This is a genomic window from Deltaproteobacteria bacterium (assembly GCA_016180855.1).
GTDB lineage: Bacteria > UBA10199 > UBA10199 > JACPAL01 > JACPAL01 > JACPAL01.
On sequence record JACPAL010000005.1, the window covers coordinates 82,837 to 106,248 of the forward strand.

25 protein-coding genes are annotated in these 23,412 nt (G+C 51.2%); 18 read left to right on the forward strand and 7 right to left on the reverse strand.

The genetic code is table 11. The annotated features are described in order from the left end of the window. Positions 1–117 precede the first annotated feature (117 nt). On the forward strand, positions 118–948 hold the full coding sequence (locus HYT77_03165) for an Mrp/NBP35 family ATP-binding protein (GenBank protein MBI2066994.1): 831 nt from the start codon (positions 118–120) through the stop codon (positions 946–948). On the opposite strand, the gene HYT77_03170 is transcribed toward HYT77_03165, so the two are convergent. From HYT77_03170 to amrS, 3 genes are all read right to left on the reverse strand, one after another. Then, the gene (locus HYT77_03170) at positions 945–1,595 is read right to left on the reverse strand and encodes a DUF3995 domain-containing protein (GenBank protein MBI2066995.1); all 651 of its coding nucleotides are present in this window, start codon (positions 1,593–1,595) and stop codon (positions 945–947) included. The two genes, HYT77_03165 and HYT77_03170, sit on opposite strands and share 4 nt — an antisense overlap. A gap of 1 nt (position 1,596) precedes the next feature. Continuing rightward, positions 1,597–2,541, reverse strand: coding sequence for a hypothetical protein (locus HYT77_03175; protein MBI2066996.1), 945 nt, complete (start codon positions 2,539–2,541; stop codon positions 1,597–1,599). Positions 2,542–2,619: 78 nt separating this feature from the next. After that, positions 2,620–3,690 (reverse strand): AmmeMemoRadiSam system radical SAM enzyme, encoded by a 1,071-nt coding sequence (gene amrS, locus HYT77_03180; protein MBI2066997.1) that lies wholly within the window; start codon positions 3,688–3,690, stop codon positions 2,620–2,622. Between the two features lie 78 nt (positions 3,691–3,768). Between amrS and HYT77_03185 the strand changes: the two genes are divergently transcribed. From HYT77_03185 to HYT77_03200, 4 genes are read left to right on the forward strand one after another with little or no spacing between them, the layout of a single operon-like run. Further along, positions 3,769–5,154, forward strand: coding sequence for a patatin-like phospholipase family protein (locus tag HYT77_03185; protein ID MBI2066998.1), 1,386 nt, complete (start codon positions 3,769–3,771; stop codon positions 5,152–5,154). Then, the gene (gene xseA / locus HYT77_03190) at positions 5,151–6,332 is read left to right on the forward strand and encodes an exodeoxyribonuclease VII large subunit (GenBank protein MBI2066999.1); all 1,182 of its coding nucleotides are present in this window, start codon (positions 5,151–5,153) and stop codon (positions 6,330–6,332) included. Before HYT77_03185 ends, xseA begins: the two co-directional genes overlap by 4 nt. A 48-nt stretch (positions 6,333–6,380) precedes the next feature. Continuing rightward, entirely contained in the window at positions 6,381–6,599 is a 219-nt protein-coding gene (locus HYT77_03195; protein MBI2067000.1) for an exodeoxyribonuclease VII small subunit, read from the forward strand. Between the two features lie 3 nt (positions 6,600–6,602). Next, the gene (locus HYT77_03200; GenBank protein MBI2067001.1) at positions 6,603–7,490 is read left to right on the forward strand and encodes a polyprenyl synthetase family protein; all 888 of its coding nucleotides are present in this window, start codon (positions 6,603–6,605) and stop codon (positions 7,488–7,490) included. A 3-nt stretch (positions 7,491–7,493) separates the two neighbouring features. On the opposite strand, the gene HYT77_03205 is transcribed toward HYT77_03200, so the two are convergent. Continuing rightward, positions 7,494–8,525: an alcohol dehydrogenase catalytic domain-containing protein gene (locus HYT77_03205; GenBank protein MBI2067002.1), complete on the reverse strand. Its 1,032-nt coding sequence runs from the start codon at positions 8,523–8,525 to the stop codon at positions 7,494–7,496. A 208-nt stretch (positions 8,526–8,733) separates the two neighbouring features. On the opposite strand from HYT77_03205, the gene HYT77_03210 reads away from it, so the two are divergent. Next, positions 8,734–9,705, forward strand: a complete 972-nt coding sequence (locus HYT77_03210) for a hypothetical protein (GenBank protein ID MBI2067003.1) — start codon at positions 8,734–8,736, stop codon at positions 9,703–9,705. Between the two features lie 34 nt (positions 9,706–9,739). On the opposite strand, the gene HYT77_03215 is transcribed toward HYT77_03210, so the two are convergent. The 3 genes from HYT77_03215 to HYT77_03225 form a co-directional block, all read right to left on the reverse strand. Next, positions 9,740–10,396: a hypothetical protein gene (locus tag HYT77_03215; protein ID MBI2067004.1), complete on the reverse strand. Its 657-nt coding sequence runs from the start codon at positions 10,394–10,396 to the stop codon at positions 9,740–9,742. A 96-nt stretch (positions 10,397–10,492) separates the two neighbouring features. Beyond that, positions 10,493–11,173: a hypothetical protein gene (locus HYT77_03220; GenBank protein MBI2067005.1), complete on the reverse strand. Its 681-nt coding sequence runs from the start codon at positions 11,171–11,173 to the stop codon at positions 10,493–10,495. After that, positions 11,166–12,026: a TIGR02147 family protein gene (locus HYT77_03225; GenBank protein MBI2067006.1), complete on the reverse strand. Its 861-nt coding sequence runs from the start codon at positions 12,024–12,026 to the stop codon at positions 11,166–11,168. Before HYT77_03225 ends, HYT77_03220 begins: the two co-directional genes overlap by 8 nt. A 155-nt stretch (positions 12,027–12,181) precedes the next feature. On the opposite strand from HYT77_03225, the gene HYT77_03230 reads away from it, so the two are divergent. From HYT77_03230 to lpoB, 12 genes are all read left to right on the forward strand, one after another. After that, positions 12,182–12,901, forward strand: a complete 720-nt coding sequence (locus tag HYT77_03230; GenBank protein ID MBI2067007.1) for a TlyA family RNA methyltransferase — start codon at positions 12,182–12,184, stop codon at positions 12,899–12,901. A gap of 61 nt (positions 12,902–12,962) precedes the next feature. Then, on the forward strand, positions 12,963–14,576 hold the full coding sequence (locus tag HYT77_03235) for a tetratricopeptide repeat protein (protein ID MBI2067008.1): 1,614 nt from the start codon (positions 12,963–12,965) through the stop codon (positions 14,574–14,576). Next, complete coding sequence (locus tag HYT77_03240) at positions 14,548–15,327, forward strand: DUF4292 domain-containing protein (protein MBI2067009.1); 780 nt, start codon at positions 14,548–14,550, stop codon at positions 15,325–15,327. Before HYT77_03235 ends, HYT77_03240 begins: the two co-directional genes overlap by 29 nt. After that, positions 15,314–16,906: a hypothetical protein gene (locus tag HYT77_03245; GenBank protein MBI2067010.1), complete on the forward strand. Its 1,593-nt coding sequence runs from the start codon at positions 15,314–15,316 to the stop codon at positions 16,904–16,906. The genes HYT77_03240 and HYT77_03245 overlap by 14 nt, the downstream gene beginning before the upstream one ends. Then, a complete protein-coding gene (locus HYT77_03250) occupies positions 16,906–17,916 on the forward strand; it encodes an ABC transporter permease (GenBank protein MBI2067011.1) in 1,011 nt (336 codons plus the stop codon). Before HYT77_03245 ends, HYT77_03250 begins: the two co-directional genes overlap by 1 nt. 2 nt (positions 17,917–17,918) lie before the next feature. Next, positions 17,919–18,767 carry an ABC transporter permease gene (locus tag HYT77_03255; protein MBI2067012.1) on the forward strand — a complete coding sequence of 283 codons (849 nt, stop codon included), beginning with the start codon at positions 17,919–17,921 and terminating at the stop codon, positions 18,765–18,767. Positions 18,768–18,805: 38 nt separating this feature from the next. Next, complete coding sequence (locus tag HYT77_03260; GenBank protein MBI2067013.1) at positions 18,806–19,618, forward strand: ABC transporter ATP-binding protein; 813 nt, start codon at positions 18,806–18,808, stop codon at positions 19,616–19,618. Continuing rightward, a complete protein-coding gene (locus tag HYT77_03265; GenBank protein ID MBI2067014.1) occupies positions 19,596–20,570 on the forward strand; it encodes an ATP-binding cassette domain-containing protein in 975 nt (324 codons plus the stop codon). Before HYT77_03260 ends, HYT77_03265 begins: the two co-directional genes overlap by 23 nt. After that, positions 20,548–21,051 carry a hypothetical protein gene (locus tag HYT77_03270; protein MBI2067015.1) on the forward strand — a complete coding sequence of 168 codons (504 nt, stop codon included), beginning with the start codon at positions 20,548–20,550 and terminating at the stop codon, positions 21,049–21,051. The genes HYT77_03265 and HYT77_03270 overlap by 23 nt, the downstream gene beginning before the upstream one ends. A 27-nt stretch (positions 21,052–21,078) precedes the next feature. Further along, positions 21,079–21,705, forward strand: a complete 627-nt coding sequence (locus tag HYT77_03275) for a hypothetical protein (protein MBI2067016.1) — start codon at positions 21,079–21,081, stop codon at positions 21,703–21,705. Continuing rightward, positions 21,702–22,775: an LPP20 family lipoprotein gene (locus HYT77_03280; protein MBI2067017.1), complete on the forward strand. Its 1,074-nt coding sequence runs from the start codon at positions 21,702–21,704 to the stop codon at positions 22,773–22,775. The genes HYT77_03275 and HYT77_03280 overlap by 4 nt, the downstream gene beginning before the upstream one ends. Before the next feature lie 10 nt (positions 22,776–22,785). After that, entirely contained in the window at positions 22,786–23,397 is a 612-nt protein-coding gene (lpoB, locus tag HYT77_03285; GenBank protein MBI2067018.1) for a penicillin-binding protein activator LpoB, read from the forward strand. Positions 23,398–23,412: the final 15 nt, after the last annotated feature.

A 23,412-nucleotide genomic window follows, 5' to 3' on the forward strand; every position in this document is an offset into this window, starting at 1 on the left:
TAAATTCGGTGACGAATTTATTCACTCAGGACTAGTGCTGAGTGAGTAATTTGATTGATTTTTTTGGCTTTTCAGATACGTCATGGTAATTACGAGTCGAAGTACTAAATGCCGCCTATGCCCGAATCAACGCAGACGACCAACCTCTCCCGAAGGCTCCCGCATGTCAAAAATGTTGTTGCGGTCGGGAGCGGCAAGGGGGGGGTTGGTAAATCGACGGTTGCGGTTAATCTTGCCCTAGCCCTCAAGAAGGAGGGGCAGGCGGCCGGCCTTCTCGATGCGGATATCTACGGTCCTTCTATACCGATCATGTGTGGTGTGAAGGAGGGGGAGAAACCGAGGATTGCCGAAGGAAATCGAATCTTGCCCCTTGAGCGGTTTGGGCTCCCTCTGATGTCGATGGGATTTTTGATGGGGGAGGGGGATGCGGTCGTCTGGCGTGGTCCGATGCTCGCCAAGATGCTCCAGCAGTTTTTGGAACAGGTGGAGTGGGGCCGACTTGACTATCTTATTGTTGATCTTCCACCGGGCACAGGGGATGTCCAATTGACGCTCGCCCAGCTCATTCCATTAACAGGGGCCGTTGTTGTGACAACACCACAGGATGTCGCCTTCGCCGATGTTCGGAGGGCGATCAAGATGTTTCAGATGACCCAGGTGCCGATCTTGGGGATCGTCGAGAATATGGGCAGTTTTTCCTGTCCCCACTGTCATAAGGAGTCGTCGATCTTCGGCCAGGATGAGAACCATTCCCGCTACCGCACGTTGGATCTGAGACTTTTGGGGGAGCTCCCCCTGGAGATCGAAACCCGTCTGGCGGGTGACCAAGGGACGCCGATCGTCGAGCGTGATCCAAAATCAAAACAGGCGGAACGTTTTCGCCAGATTGCTCATAAATTAATTGAGAGCCAAAAAGAGCGTCAGGATTTTGAGCTCCCGTCGTTTTAGTGGGGCCTTACGACCTCTGACTGTTTTTCCTCCGCTGCCGGAGGGGGAAAGATCTCTGAGCAGCTTTTGTCAACCCTTGTTTTATAGGTAGCATCCTCAACAACGTAAGCCGATATCATAACAGGGGGATAATATTCCTTCTTGTTTTTGAGGTAGAGAATCCTCCCAGCCACACCAATGGCAAGACCCAATAGGGCCCCTCCCCATCTAGAGGCTGTGTCACTCCACCGTGGGAACAACAGCATGAACGGGATGGATAGAAAGATGGCACCAACGACAAGTCCAATAATGCCGGTCATGACGATCGACGGAAAGGGACTGCCAAAATGGGTATCAGCTACAGCCGAGGTGTTGGACAAGGCTCTCCAGAAATTTTCGTGTTCATTGAAATCGTCAGTATTGAAAAAAGATGAGAGGGGACGCGAATCATTTCCTTTTACTTTTGCCCCTCCCTTATTGTCGAGCTCGACAAATGGAAAACGTCCTTGATACCCCTCCTTCAGCTTTTCGTAGAGATCTCTGTAGGCAAGGTGTTTGTCCCAACGTGATTGCTCCCTGGATGCTGCAATCTTGTTGAAATCTGTCTCTAGTTGACAGCTTGCTTCGAGAAGCTTTCGTTGTCGGACAAGGTCAATAGAGGAGGGCATATTATTTTCCCCCTCCTTGAGTTACGTTCTGATCGACGTTCAGATGCAACATTGGAATAGACCCATCCGGCCCAAGCGGGATGTAGACCATTTTAAGACCCGGATTGGCCGCCAACAGTTTCTGTGCCTGGACAGCCTCGAGGGCAATATAGCCTGGGGTGATAGCACCAGCCAACCTTTTGGCGACTGTGGCGCGGGCGGAGCCCAGAATAATCTCTGCATTCGCCTCGGCGCTTGCATTAATCGCCCTAAGACTTGCCGCAATCCCTGCCTCAAGCTCTTTGAGACCTCTTTCCCTTGCCTTGACATCTTTCTCCAACGCGATCTCAAGAAACCGTTTCTCCACCTCCTGTTTTAAGGCCAATTGTCTGTCGATATTCTCTTGAACCTCTTTCGGAAAATATATGTCACCTACCATCACCTCGTGTAACACAAACGGCTTCTCTTTAAGAAAGGCATTCATTTTTGTTGCGATGCGAGAGGCTATTTCCCCCGACTGATCTTTGAGGCTTAAGGTGGGGATATCCATTGCGACATCGCGTATGGTGGAAGCCAAAGAGGGCTTGACATACGACTCATACCAGTTGTCTCCAATCCCTTCGATCACCTCTCTTGAAGTACCGGGCTTTACTGAGATCTTTACCTGAACAGGTAAAGGGACAAGAACCTTATCAAGGGTTCTTACCATGACCTCTGTCGCGTAGGTGGTCGGTCGCAACTCAATGTTGATAACCTCTAACTTTAGTAAAGAATTTCCAAAATTTCCCGGCCCCTTGATCGTTCCCTTATAGCCCCCCTTTCCAAACCATCTCGGCTTCTCATAAACATACCCCTCCTGGCCCGCGGGGGTATAAGGATTGGAACAGCCTGACAGAAAACCTAAGAGTCCTACGCCTCCGATGACACCGGCACCAACGGTAATTCCTCGGGCGAGATTGATACTCATGAGACCCTCCTTTCGTTTTTTTATACTGTTGGCTACCAATTCGTATTGATCGGAATTTGGTTGCGGGGAAAATTTAAGTCAATCCCACCGTCCAGGGATTTTAAGATTGCATTTCGGGCAGTGGCCACCTTGTTTAAGATGGTAAGACAAGACCTGAAATCCGTAACGCTCGATCAGGAGGGTATTGCAGGAAGGACAATAAGTATTCTCCCGATTCCCCACCTCTCCCGGCCGGTTACCGGGATAGACAAAGTGTAAGCCTTCTTCCTTTCCAATCTCGTAAGCCTTAAGAAGCTGCTGGATCGACGTGTCGTGATGGTCTTTCATCTTATAATCTTTATGAAACGCGGTGATGTGCCACGGGATCTCTCTTGAAATGCCGGCCAGAAATTGGGCGATGCCACGTAGTTCTTCCTCGGAATCGTTGAAGTCGGGTACAATGAGGGTAACGACCTCAAGCCAGAACCCCATTTCATAAAGTCGTCCGATCGTCTCCAGGACGACGGGCAGGACACCCCCCAACTGCCGATAATGCTTGTCGTCAAAACCCTTTAGATCGACCTTGTAGAGATCGACCCATGGCCGGATAAATTCCAGGACCTCGGCAGTTCCGTTGCCGTTGGAGACATAAGAGGTGATCAGCTTTTCTTTTTTTGCAACTTTGAAAATCTCCACGGCCCACTCACTCGTGATGAGAGGTTCATTATAGGTGCTCGTGACAATCCGGGCCCCTTCCTGCTTGGCATGGTTGACGAACTCTTTTGGCGACAACGGGATCGGTTTCGCGGTTGCCTTGGAATCCCGGAGCGACTGGGAGGTGTACCAGTTCTGACAATATCCGCAGTGATAATCACATCCCAGCATCCCAAAACTCATCGCCAGGGAGCCTGGATAGGCATGGAAGAACGGCTTTTTTTCAACCGGATCGAGTTGAAGAGCGCCGACGTAACCGTAGGGGACAAACAACGTTTCCTCCTTATTGTAACGAACCAGACAGATCCCTGCCTTCCCCTCCGGGATGAGACAACGATGACCACACGAGAAGCAACGGACCTTCCCATTGTCAGATTTTTCGTAGAGCAGCCCTTCCCGAGCCTGCCTTTGCAAAACGTCACTGAGACCGCGAACCTCTGGGGAAGGAAGGGCCATACCCGTATGATACCGTTTGATTAAGTCTTTGACAACACGTTGCGTCATCGTTAGACTCTCAAACAAGACTCTAAAGCTATGGGGATTACCATAGTTCAAAAAAGCGACCTGTCGAAAAAGAAGTCACATGCAAAGATTGCGTTGGTGCTTGCCGGCGGGGCGATAACCGGTGGGACCTACAAGGTCGGTGGACTCAAGGCGCTGGACGATTTTCTGGTCAATCGGAAGGTGACCGATTTTGACATGTATGTTGGTGTCTCCGCCGGCGGGCTCCTCGCAGTTCCGCTCGCAGGCGGTATCGGCCCGGATGAGATTTTAAAAAGTCTGGATGGCTCCTCGAAATTGTTTTCCCAGCTTTCACCCTGGGAGGTTTATTATCCGAACTTCAGGGAATTTTTTGAGAGGCCTCTTGGCTATCTCTACCACAAAATGACCTACTTTCCCGGAATTCTCTATGACTCCCTTCTGGCCTTTCCCAAGTTGTGGAAGCCTCTCCGGTCCGGCTTTGAGAAGTTTCTGGCAGATCCCGATTACAGTCATTTTGAATCGATGCTGCGTCCGTTGGCCAAGATTGCCTATTCAGGAAGGAGCATGCCCTCGCTTTCCGAGGCGTTTCCGTCGGGTCTCTTCGATACCCGTTCTTTGGAGAGGTTCATGCGAAAAAATTTGGTTCGGAATGATCTGCCGAACGACTTTAGGGCATTTCAGAAGATCAACGGAAAATCTCTTTACATTTGTGCCATGAACATCGATTCCTCGGAGCGTGTTGTGTTTGGGGCGGACGAGAAGAATGATGTCTCGATCTCTGAGGCGGTTCAGGCCTCTCTCTCACTGCCGCCGTTTTACAAACCGGCCCGGATCAAGGGAATTGATTACATTGATGGAGCGGTTCGTAAGACATTGAATGCGGATGTTGCGATTGCCAAAGGGGCCCAGCTCGTTATCTGCTATAATCCTTTTCGTCCTTATTCGAACAAACTGGTTATGGAATATCTGCGTGAGGAGGATGAATATGTCACCCGGAGCCGGAGACTCTCCTCCAGCGGTATTTTTATGATACTGAATCAGGTTTTTCGGACCGTCCTTCATACCCGTGTTCGCTATTTTACTGACCAGATACGTTCCGATCCGAAGTTTAAAGGGGATCTCATCCTGATTGAACCGAAGGAGGATGATCCGGTCTTTTTTGAGATGAACCCGTTCTCTTTCTGGAGTCGCGCCCAGGCCGCGCAACACGGTTTTAATTCTGTCCGGCAAACAATCCGGGCGCGGTATGACGAGGTTGAAAAAATCCTTTCAAGCTATGGGATTACAATGACTCAGGAGCTCGTGGATCTGGATTATGAGACGATGAAAAAAGCGACCTCCGACGATGTTACGATCATGTCCGTTCTCGAACAAAAAGGTTTTCGAGGTCAGTCCAGGAATGCCATTTCGCGCCTCCGCCTTGTGGCCCATTCGTGAGAGTCTATTCCGTTACCGAGATCAATCGGGAGGTCAAGCAGCAGCTTGAGTCAGGCTGGTCGGATATTTGTGTTCAGGGAGAGATTTCCAATTTCAGACGTTCCCAGAAAGGGCATTGTTATTTTTCCCTCAAGGATGAACGTTCCCAGCTCGAGGTGGTCCTGTTTCAGGGGGCTGCTTCCCGTCTCCGCTTTCTGCTGGAGAACGGGTTGTCGGTCAGGGCGTTCGGCTCCCTGACACTCTATGAGGCCGCAGGCAGGTATCAACTTACCGTCGTTCATCTGGAGCCGGAAGGGCCGGGTGAACTTCAGCTCGCCTTCGAACAGCTTAAAAAGAGACTTGAGGTGGAAGGTCTTTTTGATACGGCAAGGAAGCGTCCCTTGCCAAAGTTGCCGAGGACCATTGGCCTCGTGACCTCTCTCCAGGGGGCGGTGATTCGGGATATGATTCATGTTGCTCGGCGCCGGTATCCAAATATCGAAATCTTGATTGCACCGGCACCCGTTCAGGGACGGGAGGCAGCGCCGGAGATCGCCGATGCGATCCGGAACCTGGACGCAGAAGAGATCGATCTCTTGATTGTTGGACGGGGAGGCGGTTCGATCGAGGATTTATGGGGTTTTAATGAGGAGGTTGTTGCACGGGCGATCTTTCAATGTCGTCACCCCGTGATTTCGGCGGTAGGGCATGAAACCGATTTTACGATCGCCGATTTTGTGGCGGACCTTCGGGCGCCGACACCGTCTGCGGCGGCAGAGCTGGCGGTGCCGGTTAGGGAGGAGATTGAAGCTACTCTGCAGGATTTGAGGGAACAGCTGGCCCATCTGATTAAATCCAAAATTGGTCATGAGAGGCTTCGCTTGAAACAATGGCGGGGGTATCTTCGTGATCCGCGGCGTTGGCTCGAAGAACGACTTCTCCGTCTCGATGCCTTGAGGGAGAAAATGAAGCTGGTTGTTTCTCACCAGATTTCGGCCTTGTCCGAAAAACTCCTTCGTTTCAAGACTCATTTACGGGTGATCGGTCCGTTGGCGACCCTGGAAAGGGGATATGCGATTGCCGTCGGTCCATCCGGCATTCCCCTTCGTGATGCTGATCAGGTGAGGGTTGACGATCTCGTCACGATTCGTCTGGCGCGCGGTTCACTCACGAGTCGAGTCACACAGAAGAACCGTTAAGCGATCGGTTGCATTGCGGCCTGTCGTGCGCTAGGGATGCCCGCTGTTATGCCCAAGAGCGAAAAATTTGAAAACTCCCTGGAGAGACTGGAAAAAATTGCGGAGCGTCTTGAGTCGGGAGAGCTTTCCCTTGAGGATTCCCTGAAGGTGTTTGAAGAGGGGATGAAGCTTTCGGAGCAATGTGAGAATCAGCTGAATGCGGCACAGAAAAAGATCGAAATTCTCATGAAGGACAAGTCGAAGAAGAAGTGGGAGCCCGAAGAATAGTTTATGGATATTAAGGCTTATCTTGAAGATCAAAAAAAGAGAGTCGACCGCTTTTTAGAATCTCTTTTTACTGACAGAAAAAGGCTCTCATCACTCACGGAATCGGTTCGCTACAGCCTTCTGGCAGGCGGGAAGAGAATTAGGCCTGTTTTGACGCTGGCCGCCTGTGAAGCTTGCGGGATGGGAGAAGAGGGGGAGACTCTTTCCCTTCCGGTGGGGGCCGCCCTGGAACTGATTCATACCTACTCCCTCATTCATGACGACCTTCCGGCGATGGACAATGACGACCTCCGTCGTGGACGGCCGACCAACCACAAGGTGTATGGAGAGGCGATGGCGATTTTGGCCGGGGATACACTTCTGACTGAGGCGTTTCATCTGATCTCAAATTTAAAGACAAAAAATCCGGAGCGATTGCTGAAGGTTATAGGTGAGATTTCACAGGCGGCCGGTGCTAACGGAATGGCCGGAGGTCAGGCGATCGATCTGGAGGCTCAGGGAAAACTTCTTTTGCCACAACAGTTGGAACAATTGCATCGGATGAAAACGGGTTGTCTTATGGAGGCCTCTGTTGTTGTTGGCGCGATGCTGGCGGATGCCGATACATCAAAATTACGGGCAATTCGGGACTATGGTGCGGCGATCGGTCTCTCTTTCCAGATTGCGGATGACATCCTGGATGTCGAAGGGGGAACGGAGGAGCTGGGGAAACCGGCCGGGAGCGACGAGGCCAAATCAAAACCGACCTACCCCTCGATTTTGGGACTTGAGGCCTCAAGAAGGCTGGCCCAGGAATCGACCGATCGTGCCCTCAATGCACTCCATTCTTTTGATGAACGGGCAGAACCTTTGAGAGAGATTGCCCGCTACATCATTTCGAGGCGGAGTTGAAAGTTAAGGGATTACTGCGATCTTGAGCGGATTCTCGACAGCCCCTTTACGAAAGATCTGATTTAGGTCTTTCAATTTTGTTTCGCCCACAATCAACGGTCTCACGTTGATCTTCCCTTCAACAATGAGTGAGAGAGACTTTTCAAAGTACTTCGGCGTGTGATGGAAGACGCCGTGCATCGAGACCTCTTGGTAGTGAAGTTTGTGTGTATCCAGAGAAACCTGTGTTCCCCGCGGGCACCCGCCGTAAAACCAGACGCGCCCCCCCTTGCGGACAAGGCGAGTCGCAAGCTCCCAGGTGGCCGGTTGACCGGCCCCCTCGATTACAAGATCAGGGCCATAGTTTCCCTGTGTCAGATCCTTAACCCTTTCCAGATATCCTTCATGGAGACTACTCACGATATGGTCGGCCCCCAGACCTTTCGCGACGTTCAGTTTTTCCTCCCCACGTCCCAGCACAATGACCTTGAGGCCGTAGAGTTTTCCCAATTGTACAAAGAAAAGCCCGCAAGGACCGGCGCCAATGATGCAGACCGTTTGATCGGTGCGTTGGATCGCCTTGTCGATACAATGAACGGCACAGGCGAGCGGTTCTGTAACAGCCGCCTCTCTGAATGAAAGGCCCGCTGGAATTTTATAAAGATTTTTTTGGACAATTTTTGCCGGGACACGGATGTACTCGGCATAAGCCCCCGTCAGAAACTCGAGATTTTCGCAGAGATTTTCCTGCTCTCTATGGCAGAAGAAACAGTCTCCACAAGGGGCGGAGTTGGCGGCGACAACCCGGTCACCGACATGAAACCGGCGGACCTGGGAACCAACCTCCGCGATCGTTCCCGCCATCTCATGACCAAACGGTGCCGGAATGCTCTTGACGAGCATCGGGTGTCCTTTTCGGAACAGTTTAAAATCGGTCCCGCAGGTCATGGCGGCCCCAATCCGGATCAAGACCTCATCCGGGTTAATCTGGGGGATCTCAACCTCTTCGACCCGCATCTCTTCGGGGCCATACCAAAGTGCCGCTTGCATCTTCATAGCGACCTGGATGCCTAATTCGTTTATTTTTACTTGTCAATTTTCTCGATGGGGTCTGTAAAATCTCAAATTTCACCGCGGCGGAATTGTGAAACCTTTTTTTTGCAAGAGCCGAATACCCCCGCATGACATTACCCATCGGCCCAGCCGCCGCCAGAGCAACCCAAACACCGGGCGTTGAAAAAACAGGGGGGGTTCTCCGGCATTCTTGGCGGCAACTTCAACCTTTGTGGTCGGCGGAGTCTTGACAGCCCTTGCGCGGCGGCTTGGCGTCTACGGTTCCGGGCCACTTCTCCCACGGCTTTTTGGAAATCCGCTTCCTCCAAAAATTCCCCATATCCGTTTCTGGATCGGCTATGCCGATGACCGTTTGACAAAACCTGAATTTTTGGAGGGCCTGAAAAAAGTTTTGATTCCCGATACGACGGCCGTTGGAAGCGGAAAAGGTCTTATCGGTTACATGCCCGTAGTACCCGGCAAGGCGTTTTATCGTACCGGCTCACCACCGGGTGTCCTTACAACGCCTGACGAATTTGCGCTTGTTGTTTACCGAGATGAGGCCGTCTACCAGGCGATCCGAAAAACCCCTGAAGGGGCCGCATACGGGGCACATCATTTCAATCTGGACGATATTGCCGATAAAATTGGGCTTCCCTTGTTAAAGGGAAAAGGGTTTTTTGTTAAAGAGGCTTCCGGAAAAGGCACCAGCGGAAGCGCCGTTGTCCAGGCTTATCAGGGAAAGGTAGAAATCGGTTCCGCCTATGTGACAAGGCTTAAAGAGCGGTTCGACTGGCAGGGCCGTACCGTTTACGTAAGGATTCGAATCCGCAATACCGGAGTCAGCGATTCGGATTATTTGTCGAGTATCCAACGGTCCCTCAACTGGACCTCCAAACAAAAACAACTCACGGGCCATATCGTTCGTGTTGAGAAAGATTTTACCTTGGAATATTTCATGGCCGACGACATGGGAGACTGGGTGCGTTTCTTATCCAATGAAACCGCGAAAATCTTGCGCAAGCGCCATCCCTTGTCCCACATCACTCACAGCGACTGGATGATAGAGGTGAAACCGCTCCCAAACAGCGCCGCCCAGTCGGGCACATTCCCTCTAGATTGGAGAAGCGGCTATCAGTTGGTCTTTCCGACCGAACCTTGGGATCCCACGCATCGAGCGTGATCTCGGAGAGTGAAGTCGATTTTGGACCACCCCCTCAAAAACGTCGTTGCATTCCAATGCCAAAACCACCACCCCATTGCCTCCGTTGTGGAGCGGGATTCCAGCCGTTGATGGCGGCGAGTTCGAAAATGATTCCCCACCCTGATCGGCCTGTAGCACCTATTGTGAGACCCGTTCGCATGCTTGTTAGGTTCCAGGTGCTTGGCTCTCTGGAAGAATGATCGCCAACTGGCCTGTCATGGGCCGGTATTATTTCCGGTCCCAAGAGGAAAAAGAGTGACATTTCCGATTCAAAGAGCAACCTTCTCGAATCAAAGAGTGAGGTCCGACCGATTTTAACACCGGTCGACAGGCCACCTTGGAGCCTCATTTTATGGGAGTGGATATCAATCTCTGGTCTTCTGTGGGAGGGGGCATCGGACGAATAATGCCGAAAGGCATGAAATTGTGAGTAGGAAAAATCAGTTCGTGGTGCAATGAAATAGGTTTCAGGTTCACGGCTAGATCCACCCTCCTTAAGAGTAAAATCTCGTTGGCACGAAAGGGTTAACGTCCTGTAGTCTGCTTCGATTTGGGGTGATTCCTCCCTTTTGTCATTGAGATCAGTGCCCCCTGGCCCTTCCCAATGGAGATAATCGGTTGTAAAATCCGTCCCCCCTTGTACCGCCAGCCGCCAATTTTTTTGTGACATAGAAACCTCCCTTCAACCGCTTGGAGGGTCGTCGTTTTTGGAGTTGAAAAAGGTGCTCGAGTTTCCGAGAAATTGTACCCTTGCGGGGTACAGGGCCTATTTTTTCGGAGGCAATTTTATCTGTTTGAAAATGGGGCCAAGCTTGTAGAGTTTTTGGCTCGATTGGGTCTTCTCTGATTTCTCTTTGTCCACTTGATCTGGAAGTGCCAAGTCTTTTTCCTTTGGATCAGGGGGAGAATCAAAAAAATCAGGCTCTTCATCGACGTTATCGGCCTCCTCTTCATATGGCTCGTTCTTTTCATGGGGGATGAGATGGATATCAATCCCTTCTCCCCTCCTTTTGAGCAGGAGCAAAAAGTCGCCGGGACTACTTTTGAGAGTTCCATCAAGGTCAGTTTGGTAGGGAGCGGATGTTTTGTCGCACGGTTCTTCGGCCTCAGGCGATTCATACGTTGTCAGGTGGAATTGTTTATCTTCCGTATCAACCTCTACCTCGAGATAGGGACATTTTCCCCACCCTTTGTTCATCCAAATTTTTTCTTTCTCCTGGGGGGTCTCTTCGGTGTAAGAGGGCTTCTCTTGCGGATTGTCTTGGGGGTCAAAGGTTGGTATCTCCTCTGCTTCGGTCTCCTCATTTGTATCACTCTCTTCCCCTTCCGGGTTGGGGTTCCCCGCCCTCGTAATCGACTGTTCTGAATCGATGAGTTGATCCAGCCCACAGCCGTTGATCAACAGCAGAGAAGTGATGCTTATTATAGTGAGAATGAATTTATTCATGGGGGACTCCATTTAAATCGGTTAACGTAAATAATTGGCAGTTGAATTGACAAACTGTTGTTGCCTCGGTATCTGGTTTTTCGAATCTCTGCATGATTTTTGTCTGAAACTCCTGAATCTCCTGCTTGATCTGCTTGAATTGGGTCAGTGTCAGCGCCGCGGTGAGTCCGGAGACCTCGCGGTGCCACCCGCTATCTCTTAAGAGAGATTCCTTCGCTTGATTCAGCATCTCTTGATGAAACTGGGTCATGCAGACATCGGCTACTTCCGCAGGAGTGGTGAGTGTTGAATCGGTTAGTTTGAATTTGTTTCCCTTTTCTCGCGTGAGGAGTCCCAATTCGAGCAATAGCTGAATTGCCCTTTTTGCTTCAGCAGGAGATATCTTGTATCGCAATTTTTTGCTAATCCATGAGGGGTCATCGCGAAAATCCTGTAAGGCCGCCATTTCTCGTATAACGGGGATGTACCAGCGTGAAAAATACTCATATTGGCCCTTTGTAAGCCGCGTTCCATGTTCCTTCTTTAAGATGGGCAAGAGCTGTTCGTAATAATGACGCTTGATCTCCACACTTTTGGCCTGATTAAAATGCACCAGATTCTCAAAAAAATGCCGCTCCCGGGCGGTAAGGCAGAGGGCACGAGAAAAACCGTCGAGAGATTTACCGATAATGTTTCTTTTACCTTTAATAGTATCAAGGAGATAGCTTGGTGAGGAAAGACCTGCCTTGCGGGAAAAAAGGCGGTAGGAGAATTTCGGATTCTCCTCCTTCTTGGCATTGTAAAAATCGGCCAGATAATGCCGGTAATTGGTGTACCCCAGGAGATTGAGCTTCTTTCTTTTCGGTAGTTCCATGTCGATATGATTATCGGGACTAACCGGCCATTAGTTGCCAAAAAAGTACCCTGTCAGGGTACAATTTTAAGTTTTTCGACGAATCGGGAAAGGGCCATCTTGATTGACAGATAATAAAATTGCCTCACGACCTCCCGGAGTCTACAAGAGAGGTTATGAAGAGGATTCGTGCGGACCAGCTTCTCGTCCAAAAAGGTCTCGTTTCCTCTCGTGAGAAGGCCCAGCGGCTCATTCTGGCGGGTGGGGTTTTGTCTCCTGGCGGAGTAGTCAAAAAGCCGGGTGCGTTGTTCCCCGAAGAGGTTGTTTTTACGATCAAGGAGAAAGAGCCGTTTGTGAGCCGGGGGGGATCAAAACTGGCGCCGGCTCTGGATGAATTCGATATTCAGGTTCAAGGGAAAGTCTGTCTCGATGTTGGTGCCTCGACCGGCGGATTTACCGATTGTCTCCTCCAGCGGGGTGCCTGTCGGGTTTACGCGGTTGATGTAGGTCATGGTCAGCTCGACATCCGCTTGCGTGAGGACCCTCGTGTTGTCGTGATGGAAAAGACGAATGCCCGCTATCTGAAGAATTTACCGGAACTGATTGATCTGGCGGTCATCGATGTCTCGTTTATCTCGCTTACAAAGATTTTGCCGGTGGTTGTCCCGTTGCTTGTCCAGAAGGGGGAGCTGATCGTCTTGGTTAAGCCGCAGTTTGAGCTTTCCGCACCAGAAGTGAAAAAAGGGGTGGTGAGGGAGGACGTGCTTCGTAAAAAGGCGGTATTGAAGATTCGGCAGACGGCCGAGAGGATGAATCTTGGGGTCAGTGGTGAGTCAGAGTCGAAACTTGCCGGACCCAAGGGGAACCGGGAGGTGTTTCTTCTTCTCCATATTTGAAGAGCGTGCATTTTTTGGGTATGATAAGAAAAAACGGGATGGGGGGCTCTTGAAGGGTCAAATGAAGATTATTTTTCTGATAGTTCTATTGATCGGAGGAGGGTGTGCCCCTCGTCGGCTCAAGGTTTCAACCTCTCCGGTGCCGGAAAACGAGGATCTTTTTCATGATTTTCTCCTGGCCAATATGGAGATCTACTCGTCACAACCGGACAAGGCACTGGCGCGTCTTGATCGAATACTCAATCAGGAGAAGGGTCATTATTACCTCTGGCTTAAACGGGCCAGTTTGAGGGCCTCGTTGGGTGATTTCAAAGGAGGACTCCAGGATCTTCAGAACTCCTTGACCCTTGAACCATCGAATCCCGAATCGCTTCTCTTGCAAGGAAAGATCCATCAGAGTGAAGGGAGATTTGAAGAGGCGGCGGAGTTCTACCGACAGCTCCTCCTGCATGACCCTGATCACCAGGAGGTTCGTTATCTGCTCGTTGATGTCTATCTCGCCTCAAAAAAAAATGATCTCGCGATTCAGGTTCTGGAGGACTGGTACACCAGAGATCCCGATGATCTACAACCGCTCTTTCATATGGCGGCCCTTTACGAGAGCCTGCTCAAGGAGAATGAAAAGGCGACTCATGTCTATGAGAGAATTTTAAAAATGGACCCGTCCAATCTTCAAGCCTTAGCCAGCTTGGCCAAGATCTACTTTGAAAAAGGAGCTGAGGATAGGGCGATGAAGGTGTTGAAGAAAGTTCGCAAGGGCGAGGGGCTCGATAGTGCGGCGCAGATGAAGATAGCCCTTATTTACTACGAGGCCAAAAAATATGATGAGGCGGTTCAGGTCTTCCGCGAAATTCTGCTTCAAAACCCAACGGACGATCGTGTGATCTACTACCTGGGGGTTATTTTAGAGAACATGAAACGATTCCGGGAGGCGCTCCAGGAGTTTGCAAAGATCCCCGAACAATCCCGTTTTTACAAGGACTCACAACTCCACCGGGCCTACCTCTTTTTTCAAGAGGGACAGAAAGGGGAGGCGGTCAGTCTCCTTCAGGCGGCTATCGGAAAGCTTCCCCACGAGTCGGCGCTCTATGAATATCTGGCAGAGATCTACAGCAAGCAGGAGCAGTTTGGCGAGGCCGTCCGGATCCTGAAAGAAGGTTTGAAAAAGGTCCCCCGTCGGGAATCCCTTCACTACAGTCTTGGGCTTGTCTATGATCGCGCTGGAAATTATCTTGAGGGGATCCGTGCGATGAAGGAGGCGTTAAAGGTCAATCCCAATAACGCGAATGCCTTAAATTACATCGGGTATACCTATGCCGACCGGGAGGTGAAGGGAAAGCTCGATGAGGCGTTGTCGTTTATCTCAAGGGCGATGCTGATCAAGCCGAATGATGGTTTTATCACCGACAGTCTCGGTTGGGTCTATTTCCGGATGGGGGATTTCGATCAGGCCTATCTCTACATCCAGAAGGCGTATGATTTGGTTCCGCAAGAACCGACGATCGCAGAGCATCTGGGGGATCTTTTTGAGAAAAAAGAAGAGAAGGCCAAGGCGCTCAGATATTTTGAAGAATCGCTTGCGATTTTGAAGAAGAACGGCGAGGATTCGAAGGTTCAAAAGGAAATTGAGCGTCTCAAGGGGAAAATTGAAAAAATTCAAAGCAGCCTGCGGTAGTCTTGCCAGTCTTTTTCTCTTTGCTGCCTGTGCTTTAACTCCGGAAACGCGAGGTGGTGAGCCGTTATGGGCAACGCCGGAGGTCCAGGAAAGAATTGTTGAGGATCTTCAGGAACGCGAGGAGTTCATCCAGGTTTTGCGCGCCAGGGTTCTCTTTAAAAAGGGCGGACGTTCCGTCGGTCGTGGAGGAGAAGTCCTCCTTCTTGTCAAGGCCCCCTTGAGCTTTCGGGTCGACCACCTTTCCGATTTTGGCACCTTGCAACATCAGTTGTTCTCGGATGTCGGACGGCTGGGGGTCATTTGGTATCAGGAGAATCGTTATTTTGAAGGGGTCGGTGTGAGTGAGGAGTATGAGAGGTACCTTTCCCTCTCCCTGTCAACCCATGAGGTGGTTCGGTTCTTGTTGACGCATGTTCTTCTTGGAAAGTCGGAGGATTACCAGATACAGAAAACAAGAAAGGGGATGTTGCTCCTCAAGAGTTCGCGGCAAAAAATTTGGGTCGTGAAGCAGGGGGGGGATTACCTGCCGGTGCGGGTTCAGTATTTTGATCTGGAAGGGGAGAAAAGGTTTGAAGTTCAGTATGCCGATTACGATGAGGCGGGTGAGACTCTCTTTCCGCGTCGTATCAAGGGGATTTCGGCTGGAGGGAGGGTGGAAATTCTTTTTGATGAGTTGGAGATCAACCCCTCGCTCGCCCCGCATCTGTTTGACGTTGAAATTCCAAAAGGGGCAACACGTGTCTTGCCGTAGCATCGCGGGGCTTCTCTTTCTGATTTTCTGTTCGGGGGCCTGCTCCTATCAGGTTCCCAAGGAGCCGATGACGCTCGTCTGGAATCTGGGTGTTGAACCGGACACGCTGAATCCGATCACTTCGACCGACGCCTATTCCGGAAGGATCCAGAGCCTTGTGGGTGACACCCTGATCACGCGCGACAACCAGACACTTGCGTGGGTTCCGCAAATGGCGTCGCGGTGGGAAATGTCTCCTGACCAGAGACAATTCACCTTTTTTCTCCGTGACGGAATTCGCTGGCATGACGGCGTTCCCTTGACCGTTGAGGATATTATTTTTTCCTATGAACGGATTCAGGATCCCAAGGTGAACAGTCCTCATTTGCGTGTCTACTACAAGGATCTGATCCGCGTCGAAAAAATCAGGGAACGGGTCGTCCGCTTTACGTTTCGTGAGCCGTACTTCAAGGCGTTTGATTTTTGCGGTGAACTTCCGCTCGTTCCAAAACATCTTTTCAAGGAAGGGGAGGATTTCAACGCTCACCCGATCGGAAGGGCTCCTGTCGGTCTGGGGCCTTACAAATTTCTTGTCTGGGAGACAGGGAAGAAGGTCCTCCTCGTACGGAATGAGGATTATTGGGGAAGGGCAATCGGAAAATTTCCGGAGATCGAGCGGATCCGCTTTGAATTTATAGGTGATGATGCCGTCGCTCTGCAGGTTCTCAAGAAGGGGGATCTCGATTATGCGGGTCTTCGTCCAATCCAGTGGGTTCGCCAAACCCAGACCCCTGCCTTTCAGGAGCGATTCCAGCGGTACGAGTTCTATACCCCCAACTACAGTTTTATCGGCTGGAATTTGAGGCGGCCCTTTTTCTCCGATCCAAAGGTCCGACGGGCGCTGACCTTGCTTGTCAACCGGGAGCAGATCCTCAAAAAGATCGACTTTGGGATCGGGCGTATTGTAACAGGTCCTTTTTACTTCGGTGGGGCTGATTATGATGCCGAGGTGCCGGTCCTTCCGTACGCCCCGCTTGAGGCGTTACGTCTGATCGAAGAGGCGGGATGGAAGGACCATGATCAAGACGGACTTCTCGACAAGGAGGGGGTTCCGTTCCGGTTTGAATTTCTGATTCCGGCAGGCACGAAAACCTCTGAAAGACTGGCCGGCATTCTGAAGGAGGACCTCCGGAAGGTTGGTATTCGTATGGAAATCCGTCAGGTGGAATGGGCGTTGTTCACTCAACGTCTTAACACGCGGGATTTTGATGCCGTGGTGTTGGGATGGGGGCTTCCGTTTGAACAGGACCCGTACCAACTATGGCATTCCTCTCAGGTGGAAAAAGGCTCCAATTTTGTCGGTTACAGCGATCCGGAGTCCGATCGCTTGATTGAAAAGGCCCGGACGGAATTTGACCGCGAGAAGAGGGCAGCCCTCTACCGTGAGCTTCATCGTCGGATTCATGAGAGCCAGCCGTATACCTTTCTCTTTACGCGTCCCCATCTGATCGCGCTTCATCGTCGGTTTGAAAACACAAAGATATATCCCGTTGGTATGGATCCGCTGGAATGGAGGGTCAATCGGGAGGCCTCTTTGTAATGAGGCAATATCTTTTAAAGAGACTCCTCCTTTTGATCCCCACCTTTCTTGGAATCACCCTTATTACTTTTTCTATCGTTCAGTTGGCCCCTGGAAATCCTGTCTCTCTGAAGCTTCGTGAGTGGGGAGGGGAGGCTTATAAGTCAGAATTGATTTCCCAGGAGGTGATTGAGCAGACGAGAAAATTGTATGGCCTCGATCGCCCGCTGCCGGTTCAGTATCTTCTTTGGGTGAAGAGGTTTGTGACCTTCGACTTTGGAAATTCGTACAAGGATTATCGACCGGTGATCGAGAAAATCGCTGAGGCGATCCCTTCGACCCTGCTGCTGAACCTCCTCTCTATTTTTCTCGTCTACCTGATTTCGGTTCCTTTGGGGATTGTGACGGCGCTGCGCCCGGACAGCTGGTTAGACCGGATGACGACTTTCGGTCTCTTTATGCTCTACTCGCTCCCTTCGTTCTGGGTGGCGATGATCCTCATTATTTATCTGGGAGGTGGAGAGCATTGGAATTTCTTTCCAATCGTCGGTCTTACCTCGGAGGGATTTGCAATGCTCTCCGTTTGGGGAAAAATAGGAAATCTACTCTGGCACCTGGTCCTTCCGGTCGCCGTTCTGACCTATGGGGGACTTGCCTTTTTGTCACGGCTGACTCGTGCCCAGCTACTTGAGGTGATGCGGCAGGATTATATCCGGACGGCCTATGCGAAGGGTCTTCCTCCGTCACGTGTCATCCTGAAACATGCCCTCCGAAATGCCCTGATTCCTTTTGTCACGCTGGTTGGGACCCTTCTGCCGGCGATGATCGGAGGCTCGGTCATTGTGGAGCAGATTTTTTCTATTCCGGGCATGGGGCGTCTCGGGTTTGAAGCGGTTTTGTCGAGGGATTACCCGACGATCATGGCGATCGCCTCGGTCGAGGCCCTTTTAACAATGGTCGGAATTCTTGCCTCCGATTTTTTATATGTAATTGTCGACCCAAGAATCAGTTTTGAGAAGATGAAGAATTAAATATGAGACACGATACTTATTCGTCACTCGTCTGGCACCAGTTTAAAAGAAACCGGCTTGCCGTGGCCGGTCTCGTTGTTGTCCTGTTGTTAATGGCCGTGGCACTTCTCGCCCCCTGGCTCTCGCCTTATTCTCCAACCGCATACAATCTGGATGCGATCCTTCAACCCCCTTCGAGTGCCCACCTGTTTGGAACCGATGAGGAGGGGAGGGATATTTTTTCGCGTCTCTTGTACGGCACCCGGATCTCACTCTCCGTCGGGATTGTTGCCGTTTCTCTCTATGTGGTCATCGGATTGATACTGGGGGCGCTGGCTGGTTATTATGGAGGGGCGGTTGATATGCTGATCTCACGCATGATCGAGATCATGATCTGTTTCCCCACCTTCTTTCTGATCCTGGTGGTTCTCGCATTCGTCGGTCCTTCCATCTACAACATTATGATTGTTATCGGCCTGACCAGTTGGCCCGGAATCGCGCGTCTGGCGCGGGGGGAGGTGCTTAAACTGCGGAACCAGGATTTTGTTCTGGCCAGCCGTGTCGTCGGAGCCTCCTCATGGAGGATTATCTTCCGTCATCTCCTTCCAAACAGTTTGGCTCCGATTCTCGTCTCGGCGACCTTCGGCGTCGCGTCGGCGATCCTTGTTGAATCGGCCCTTTCTTTTCTCGGTTTTGGTGTTCAGCCGCCGACCCCATCCTGGGGAGAGGCGCTTTCCCAATCGAGGGATTTTATGGATTTTGCCTGGTGGCTTGCCTTCTTTCCGGGCGGCGCCATTTTTCTAACGATTACGGCCTATAATTTAGTGGGAGAGGGATTGAGGGATGCTATCGATCCAAGAATGAAGATATGAAGTTAGAATTTTGGATTTGAGATTTGTTTGGGGTTAATATGTCAAATGTCCTTCTGGAAGTTAAAAACCTCAAAACGACCTTCCACACCTCCCATGGACTTGTGAAGGCGGTTGATGGGATCAGTTTTTCAATTCCTGAGGGGGGGGCTGTTGGAATAGTCGGAGAGTCCGGTTCCGGCAAATCGATGACCGCTCTCTCCCTGCTCCGCCTTGTTCCACCCCCCGGCCATATTGCAGCGGACAGGATTTTTTTTGGCAAGGCCGGTCAATACAAAAATCTTCTTGATATCGATCCGACCTCTCTTCGTCAGCTTCGCGGAAAACAGATTTCGATCGTTTTTCAGGAACCGGCCAGCTCGCTGAATCCCGTTTTCACCCTTGGAAACCAGATTGAAGAGGTTTTTCAGCTTCATGAGCCTCGGTTGAGGCGTGACGAGAGACGTCGGAAGGTCCACGAATCTCTTGAATTGGTTCAAATCGCCGATCCAGAGAGAGTTTCCCGCTCCTATCCGCACGAGGTTTCGGGGGGGATGAAACAGAGGGTGATGATTGCGATGGCACTCGCCTGCAGGCCCGACCTCCTCATTGCCGATGAACCAACGACCGCCCTCGATGTGACGGTTCAGGCGGAGATTCTGGAGCTTCTTCGAACTCTTCGAAAAAAACTTGGAATGGCCCTTTTGCTCATCACGCATGATATGGGGGTTGCGGCGGAGATGGTCGATCAACTCCTCGTCATGTGTCAGGGCCAGATTGTAGAGAGCGGAGAGACGGAAAAAATTTTGAGAAGTCCGGTGCACTCCTACACCCAAAGGCTCCTGGAGGTTTATGGAAGACTTGCTCGTCGTTAACAATCTCGCCAAAAGTTTTCCGATCCGCAGTGGTTTTTGGGATCGGGAGGGGACGTCTGTCAAGGCGGTACGAGGGATCAGCTTCAAACTTGGTTCCGCTGAAACGCTCGGTCTCATCGGCGAATCGGGATGCGGTAAAACGACGCTGGCGCGGCTCCTGGTTCGGCTCCTTCAGCCGGAGACAGGACAGATTTTGTACCGTCACAGAGATCTCTCCCTTCTTCGGGGGAGGGAATTGAAGGAGACACGCCAAAAGATCCAGATGATCTTTCAGGATCCCTATTCCTCTCTTAATCCCCGTATGTCGGTCGGAGAGATCATTGCGGAGCCGCTCATCATTCATCGGAAAACTACGGGGCGGGAGAGACGGGAAAGGGTCGATGCCCTTTTGAAACAGGTTGGTTTGTCATCCGACTTCTATGGCAGGTATCCGCACGAATTTTCAGGAGGACAAAGGCAGCGAATCGGAATCGCCCGTGCGATTGCCCTCCTGCCGGAGATTATTATTGCGGATGAACCGGTCTCCTCCCTTGATATTTCCATCGCCTCACAGGTGCTCGAACTGATGAAAGAGCTGCAGCAGAAGCATCACTTGAGTTATCTTTTTGTTGCCCACGATTTGCGTATGGTTTGCTACATGAGTCACCGGATCGCCGTCATGTATTTGGGGAAGCTTGTAGAGACTGCCAGCCGTGATGACTTCGAGCACCCTTTGCATCCTTATTCCCAGGCGCTTGTTGAGGCAGTTCCCTCGCTCGGATTCTCTTCAAGAAGAAAAAAAATCTTCCTTTCGGGAGAGGTGCCATCGCCGGTTTCACCGCCAAAAGGTTGTTCTTTTCATCCACGCTGTCCTTATGCTAAGGAGCTTTGCCGGACTGAGGAACCTTCGTTGAAGGAGTGGAGGGGGGGACATGGGGTTGCCTGCCACTATGTTGATGAGATTAACCGTTAAGCTCGGTTTCCTTTTGATCGCGGTGAGCGTTCTCTCCGGTTGTGCCGGAAAGCGTCCCAAGATCAGGACGTTTGAGGCGAGGGCGGGTGATTTCATTGCCGGACACGGATTTTCTATCGGCGCCTCCTACGATCCCCGCCTGGACAAACTGGCTCCGAAACAGAAGGTCCTCACGGTTGCGATACGCAATACATCGCTCAATGTCATTCCGATGGATGCGAGAAAAGACCGTTGGTACATCGTTGATGCTCGTGGCAAGAAGCACCGGGCGGTCAACCGACTTAAAAGTATCCAGGGAAAGCGGTGGGAGAAATTGCCTGAGAGGATCAAGAGCCTCGTTGATTACCCTGAAACCGTGCCGATCGGTTACATGGTAACATTCAACCTCTTTTTCTCCGGTCCTGTCTCCCTGAAGGACTTTGAGGAGCTACACTATGAAAATGCGGCGGGACAACTTCACTTCAAGATTTACAATGAATAATTTTTTTCTCAAAAAAAGGAGACAAAAATGAAAACTATTAAACCCGGACGGATCGCCTCTTTGGGTGCTATCAGCCTCATCCTCCTGTTTTTGGGGTGCGCCTCCGGCCAACGCCATTGGGGGCAAAACCTGGATCCTGATAAGGAGTGGTGGAAGGTGGAGGGGCAGTCCTGGGATCGGAAGGATAAAATTTTTATGGTGATCGGCTATTCCAATCCCGAATGGACGGATCAGTTCGACTTAAGAAAGAGTGCCGACTTGAATGCCCGTGGTGAGGCGGCGAGCTTTATGCAAAGCCTCGTTCAGAATTACATGGAGGAGATTCGGGGCAAGAACTTTGCTGTCGGTGAATCGATGGTTAAGGCCTCCTCAAAGGAGGCCCTTCTTGGTTCCGTGATCGTCTCCCGTCACTATGAAAAGAAGCCCAAAAAATATTACTCCCTTCTCAAGGTTGACCTCAGTTACTTTTTTGGCCAAATTTACGACCGCTACAAGGAGACCGAGTCGGCTAAGTTGCGCCGTTCCTCAGAGGGCTTAAGTGGTGCGGAACTGGACCAAAAGATTGCAGAGGTAACAGCAAAAACAGTTGCTGATTTGAAGGAGATCGAGACCTCTGTTGTGGAGAAGACCCTTTCCTCGAAGGAGGGTCGATGAAGTCGTCAACTTTCTTTTTGAGATTTCTGGCGATCGCCCTCCTTCTGATCCCTCCCGTTGCATTGGCCAAGAAACAGCCTGACTGGATCTCCGGGGGTTCTACCAAGTATCCCGAGGAACGTTATTTCATCGGTGTAGGCGCGGTCTCCTCGGCCAAGGGAGGCAAGAAACAACAACACGAATGGGCGGGGGATCAGGCCCGTGCTGAGATCGCCAAGATTTTTAAGACCCAGGTGAGTGTGACGACGCGGGCGGAGCGGCAGGTTGAAAGTGGTGGGGAAGGGGATCAGAAAAAGTTGAATGTACAGGCGAGCCAGACCGATCTTGTGACGGCTAGTGCGAGTGAGATGCTGCAGGGGGTTGAGATCAAGGAGTATTACGAGGATAAAAAAGGGCAGAGGTTGTTTGCCCTGGCGGTACTCGATCGAGCCAAGGCGTCACGTCGCCTGGAATCTTCCATTGAACAGCTTAAACGGGAGATGTTAACGGAGATCGAGGCGGGGCGCGCGGCCCAGGAAGAGAAGCAGTTATTTCTCTCGCTCCGACATTATCGGAAGGCGCTGGAGGTGGCCCAGGCGATTCCACCCCTCGGTGAGCATCTCTCCATTCTTCGTCCCGGTGCCCTTTCTTCTGCTGAGTCAGAGACAGATCATGCGTCAGAGATAAAATCGGTCCTCTATGCACTTCGAAAAAGGATCCGCTTCAACCTGGAGATCAGCGGTCCGGCCGAAGGGGTCAAGATCTATCTCATTCAGGGGCTCTCCAAAGAGGGATTTCTGACCGAAAAACAGTCGTCTTCGGATTCAACCTTTGAGACCTATAGACTGGTGGGGACGACCGATCTGACCTCTCGTGGGTCGATGCCGATGGGAAGTTTTGAAGTGCAGATCTATCAGGCCGATCTCGATCTCGAAGTAAAAAACCCCCAAAATGGGGAGACACTCGGTGCCTTGACCTGGTCGGTGAGTGCCAATGAAAAGTCATCCGATCTGGCGGCCAAGTCGGCGGTTCGGGCTCTCGGACAGGCGGTGAAAGAACAGGTCGGAAAACGTTTGATGGAAATATTTTAAGGAGGAACTCATGATGAATCGCAACGATCTGACAAAAATCGGTCTTCTTTTCGTGATCGTTTTCTTCACTTCCTGTGCAAGTACGGGGGGGGTCTATACCAAGGGGCAGTACGTTGACGCCGACCGTGTCGACCTTCTGAGTGACAAGTTTGTGGAGGCGGACCTCCAGACAATCTCGGAACAGTTGACCCGCTCTTTCCTGACGAGTCCTCTTCTGGCCCGACAGACTGCAAAGCCGGCTGTTATTGTCAGTCTCGTTACCAATGCAACCGACGAGCATATCGATATCCTGTCGCTTACGAACAAGATTCGGACCAGTCTCATCAAGGCGGACCGCTTTACCTTCTTGAATGAGCGGTTGAGAGAGGCGATGGCAACGGAATACGAATACCAGCAGTCTGGTTATGTTAATCCCGAAACCGCGAAACAGAAGGGGCGGCAGATTGGTGCCGACTGGCTCATTTCAGGCCATATCACCTCGATCAAGCAACCGGTCGGCAAGCAGGAGATCGTCTATTACAAGACGACCCTGGAGGTGACCGATCTCGAAACCTCGGCGATTCTCTGGGCGGATGAGGTTGAGATTAAAAAGGCCTTTCAGAAAAAAAGGGTTCGTCCCTGATTTTTAGACCCTGTT

Coding starts and splice junctions, on each gene's coding strand:
- HYT77_03195 (MBI2067000.1), top strand. CDS start 6,381: ATGCCCAAGAGCGAAAAATTTGAAAACTCCCTGGAGAGACTGGAAAAA.
- HYT77_03215 (MBI2067004.1), bottom strand. CDS start 10,396: ATGTCACAAAAAAATTGGCGGCTGGCGGTACAAGGGGGGACGGATTTT.
- HYT77_03250 (MBI2067011.1), top strand. CDS start 16,906: ATGAGGCAATATCTTTTAAAGAGACTCCTCCTTTTGATCCCCACCTTT.
- HYT77_03185 (MBI2066998.1), top strand. CDS start 3,769: ATGGGGATTACCATAGTTCAAAAAAGCGACCTGTCGAAAAAGAAGTCA.
- HYT77_03280 (MBI2067017.1), top strand. CDS start 21,702: ATGAAGTCGTCAACTTTCTTTTTGAGATTTCTGGCGATCGCCCTCCTT.
- HYT77_03205 (MBI2067002.1), bottom strand. CDS start 8,525: ATGAAGATGCAAGCGGCACTTTGGTATGGCCCCGAAGAGATGCGGGTC.
- HYT77_03265 (MBI2067014.1), top strand. CDS start 19,596: ATGGAAGACTTGCTCGTCGTTAACAATCTCGCCAAAAGTTTTCCGATC.
- HYT77_03200 (MBI2067001.1), top strand. CDS start 6,603: ATGGATATTAAGGCTTATCTTGAAGATCAAAAAAAGAGAGTCGACCGC.
- HYT77_03220 (MBI2067005.1), bottom strand. CDS start 11,173: ATGAATAAATTCATTCTCACTATAATAAGCATCACTTCTCTGCTGTTG.
- HYT77_03275 (MBI2067016.1), top strand. CDS start 21,079: ATGAAAACTATTAAACCCGGACGGATCGCCTCTTTGGGTGCTATCAGC.
- HYT77_03255 (MBI2067012.1), top strand. CDS start 17,919: ATGAGACACGATACTTATTCGTCACTCGTCTGGCACCAGTTTAAAAGA.
- HYT77_03235 (MBI2067008.1), top strand. CDS start 12,963: ATGAAGATTATTTTTCTGATAGTTCTATTGATCGGAGGAGGGTGTGCC.
- HYT77_03230 (MBI2067007.1), top strand. CDS start 12,182: ATGAAGAGGATTCGTGCGGACCAGCTTCTCGTCCAAAAAGGTCTCGTT.
- HYT77_03270 (MBI2067015.1), top strand. CDS start 20,548: ATGTTGATGAGATTAACCGTTAAGCTCGGTTTCCTTTTGATCGCGGTG.
- HYT77_03175 (MBI2066996.1), bottom strand. CDS start 2,541: ATGAGTATCAATCTCGCCCGAGGAATTACCGTTGGTGCCGGTGTCATC.
- HYT77_03170 (MBI2066995.1), bottom strand. CDS start 1,595: ATGCCCTCCTCTATTGACCTTGTCCGACAACGAAAGCTTCTCGAAGCA.
- HYT77_03225 (MBI2067006.1), bottom strand. CDS start 12,026: ATGGAACTACCGAAAAGAAAGAAGCTCAATCTCCTGGGGTACACCAAT.
- amrS (MBI2066997.1), bottom strand. CDS start 3,690: ATGGCCCTTCCTTCCCCAGAGGTTCGCGGTCTCAGTGACGTTTTGCAA.
- lpoB (MBI2067018.1), top strand. CDS start 22,786: ATGATGAATCGCAACGATCTGACAAAAATCGGTCTTCTTTTCGTGATC.
- HYT77_03260 (MBI2067013.1), top strand. CDS start 18,806: ATGTCAAATGTCCTTCTGGAAGTTAAAAACCTCAAAACGACCTTCCAC.
- HYT77_03165 (MBI2066994.1), top strand. CDS start 118: ATGCCCGAATCAACGCAGACGACCAACCTCTCCCGAAGGCTCCCGCAT.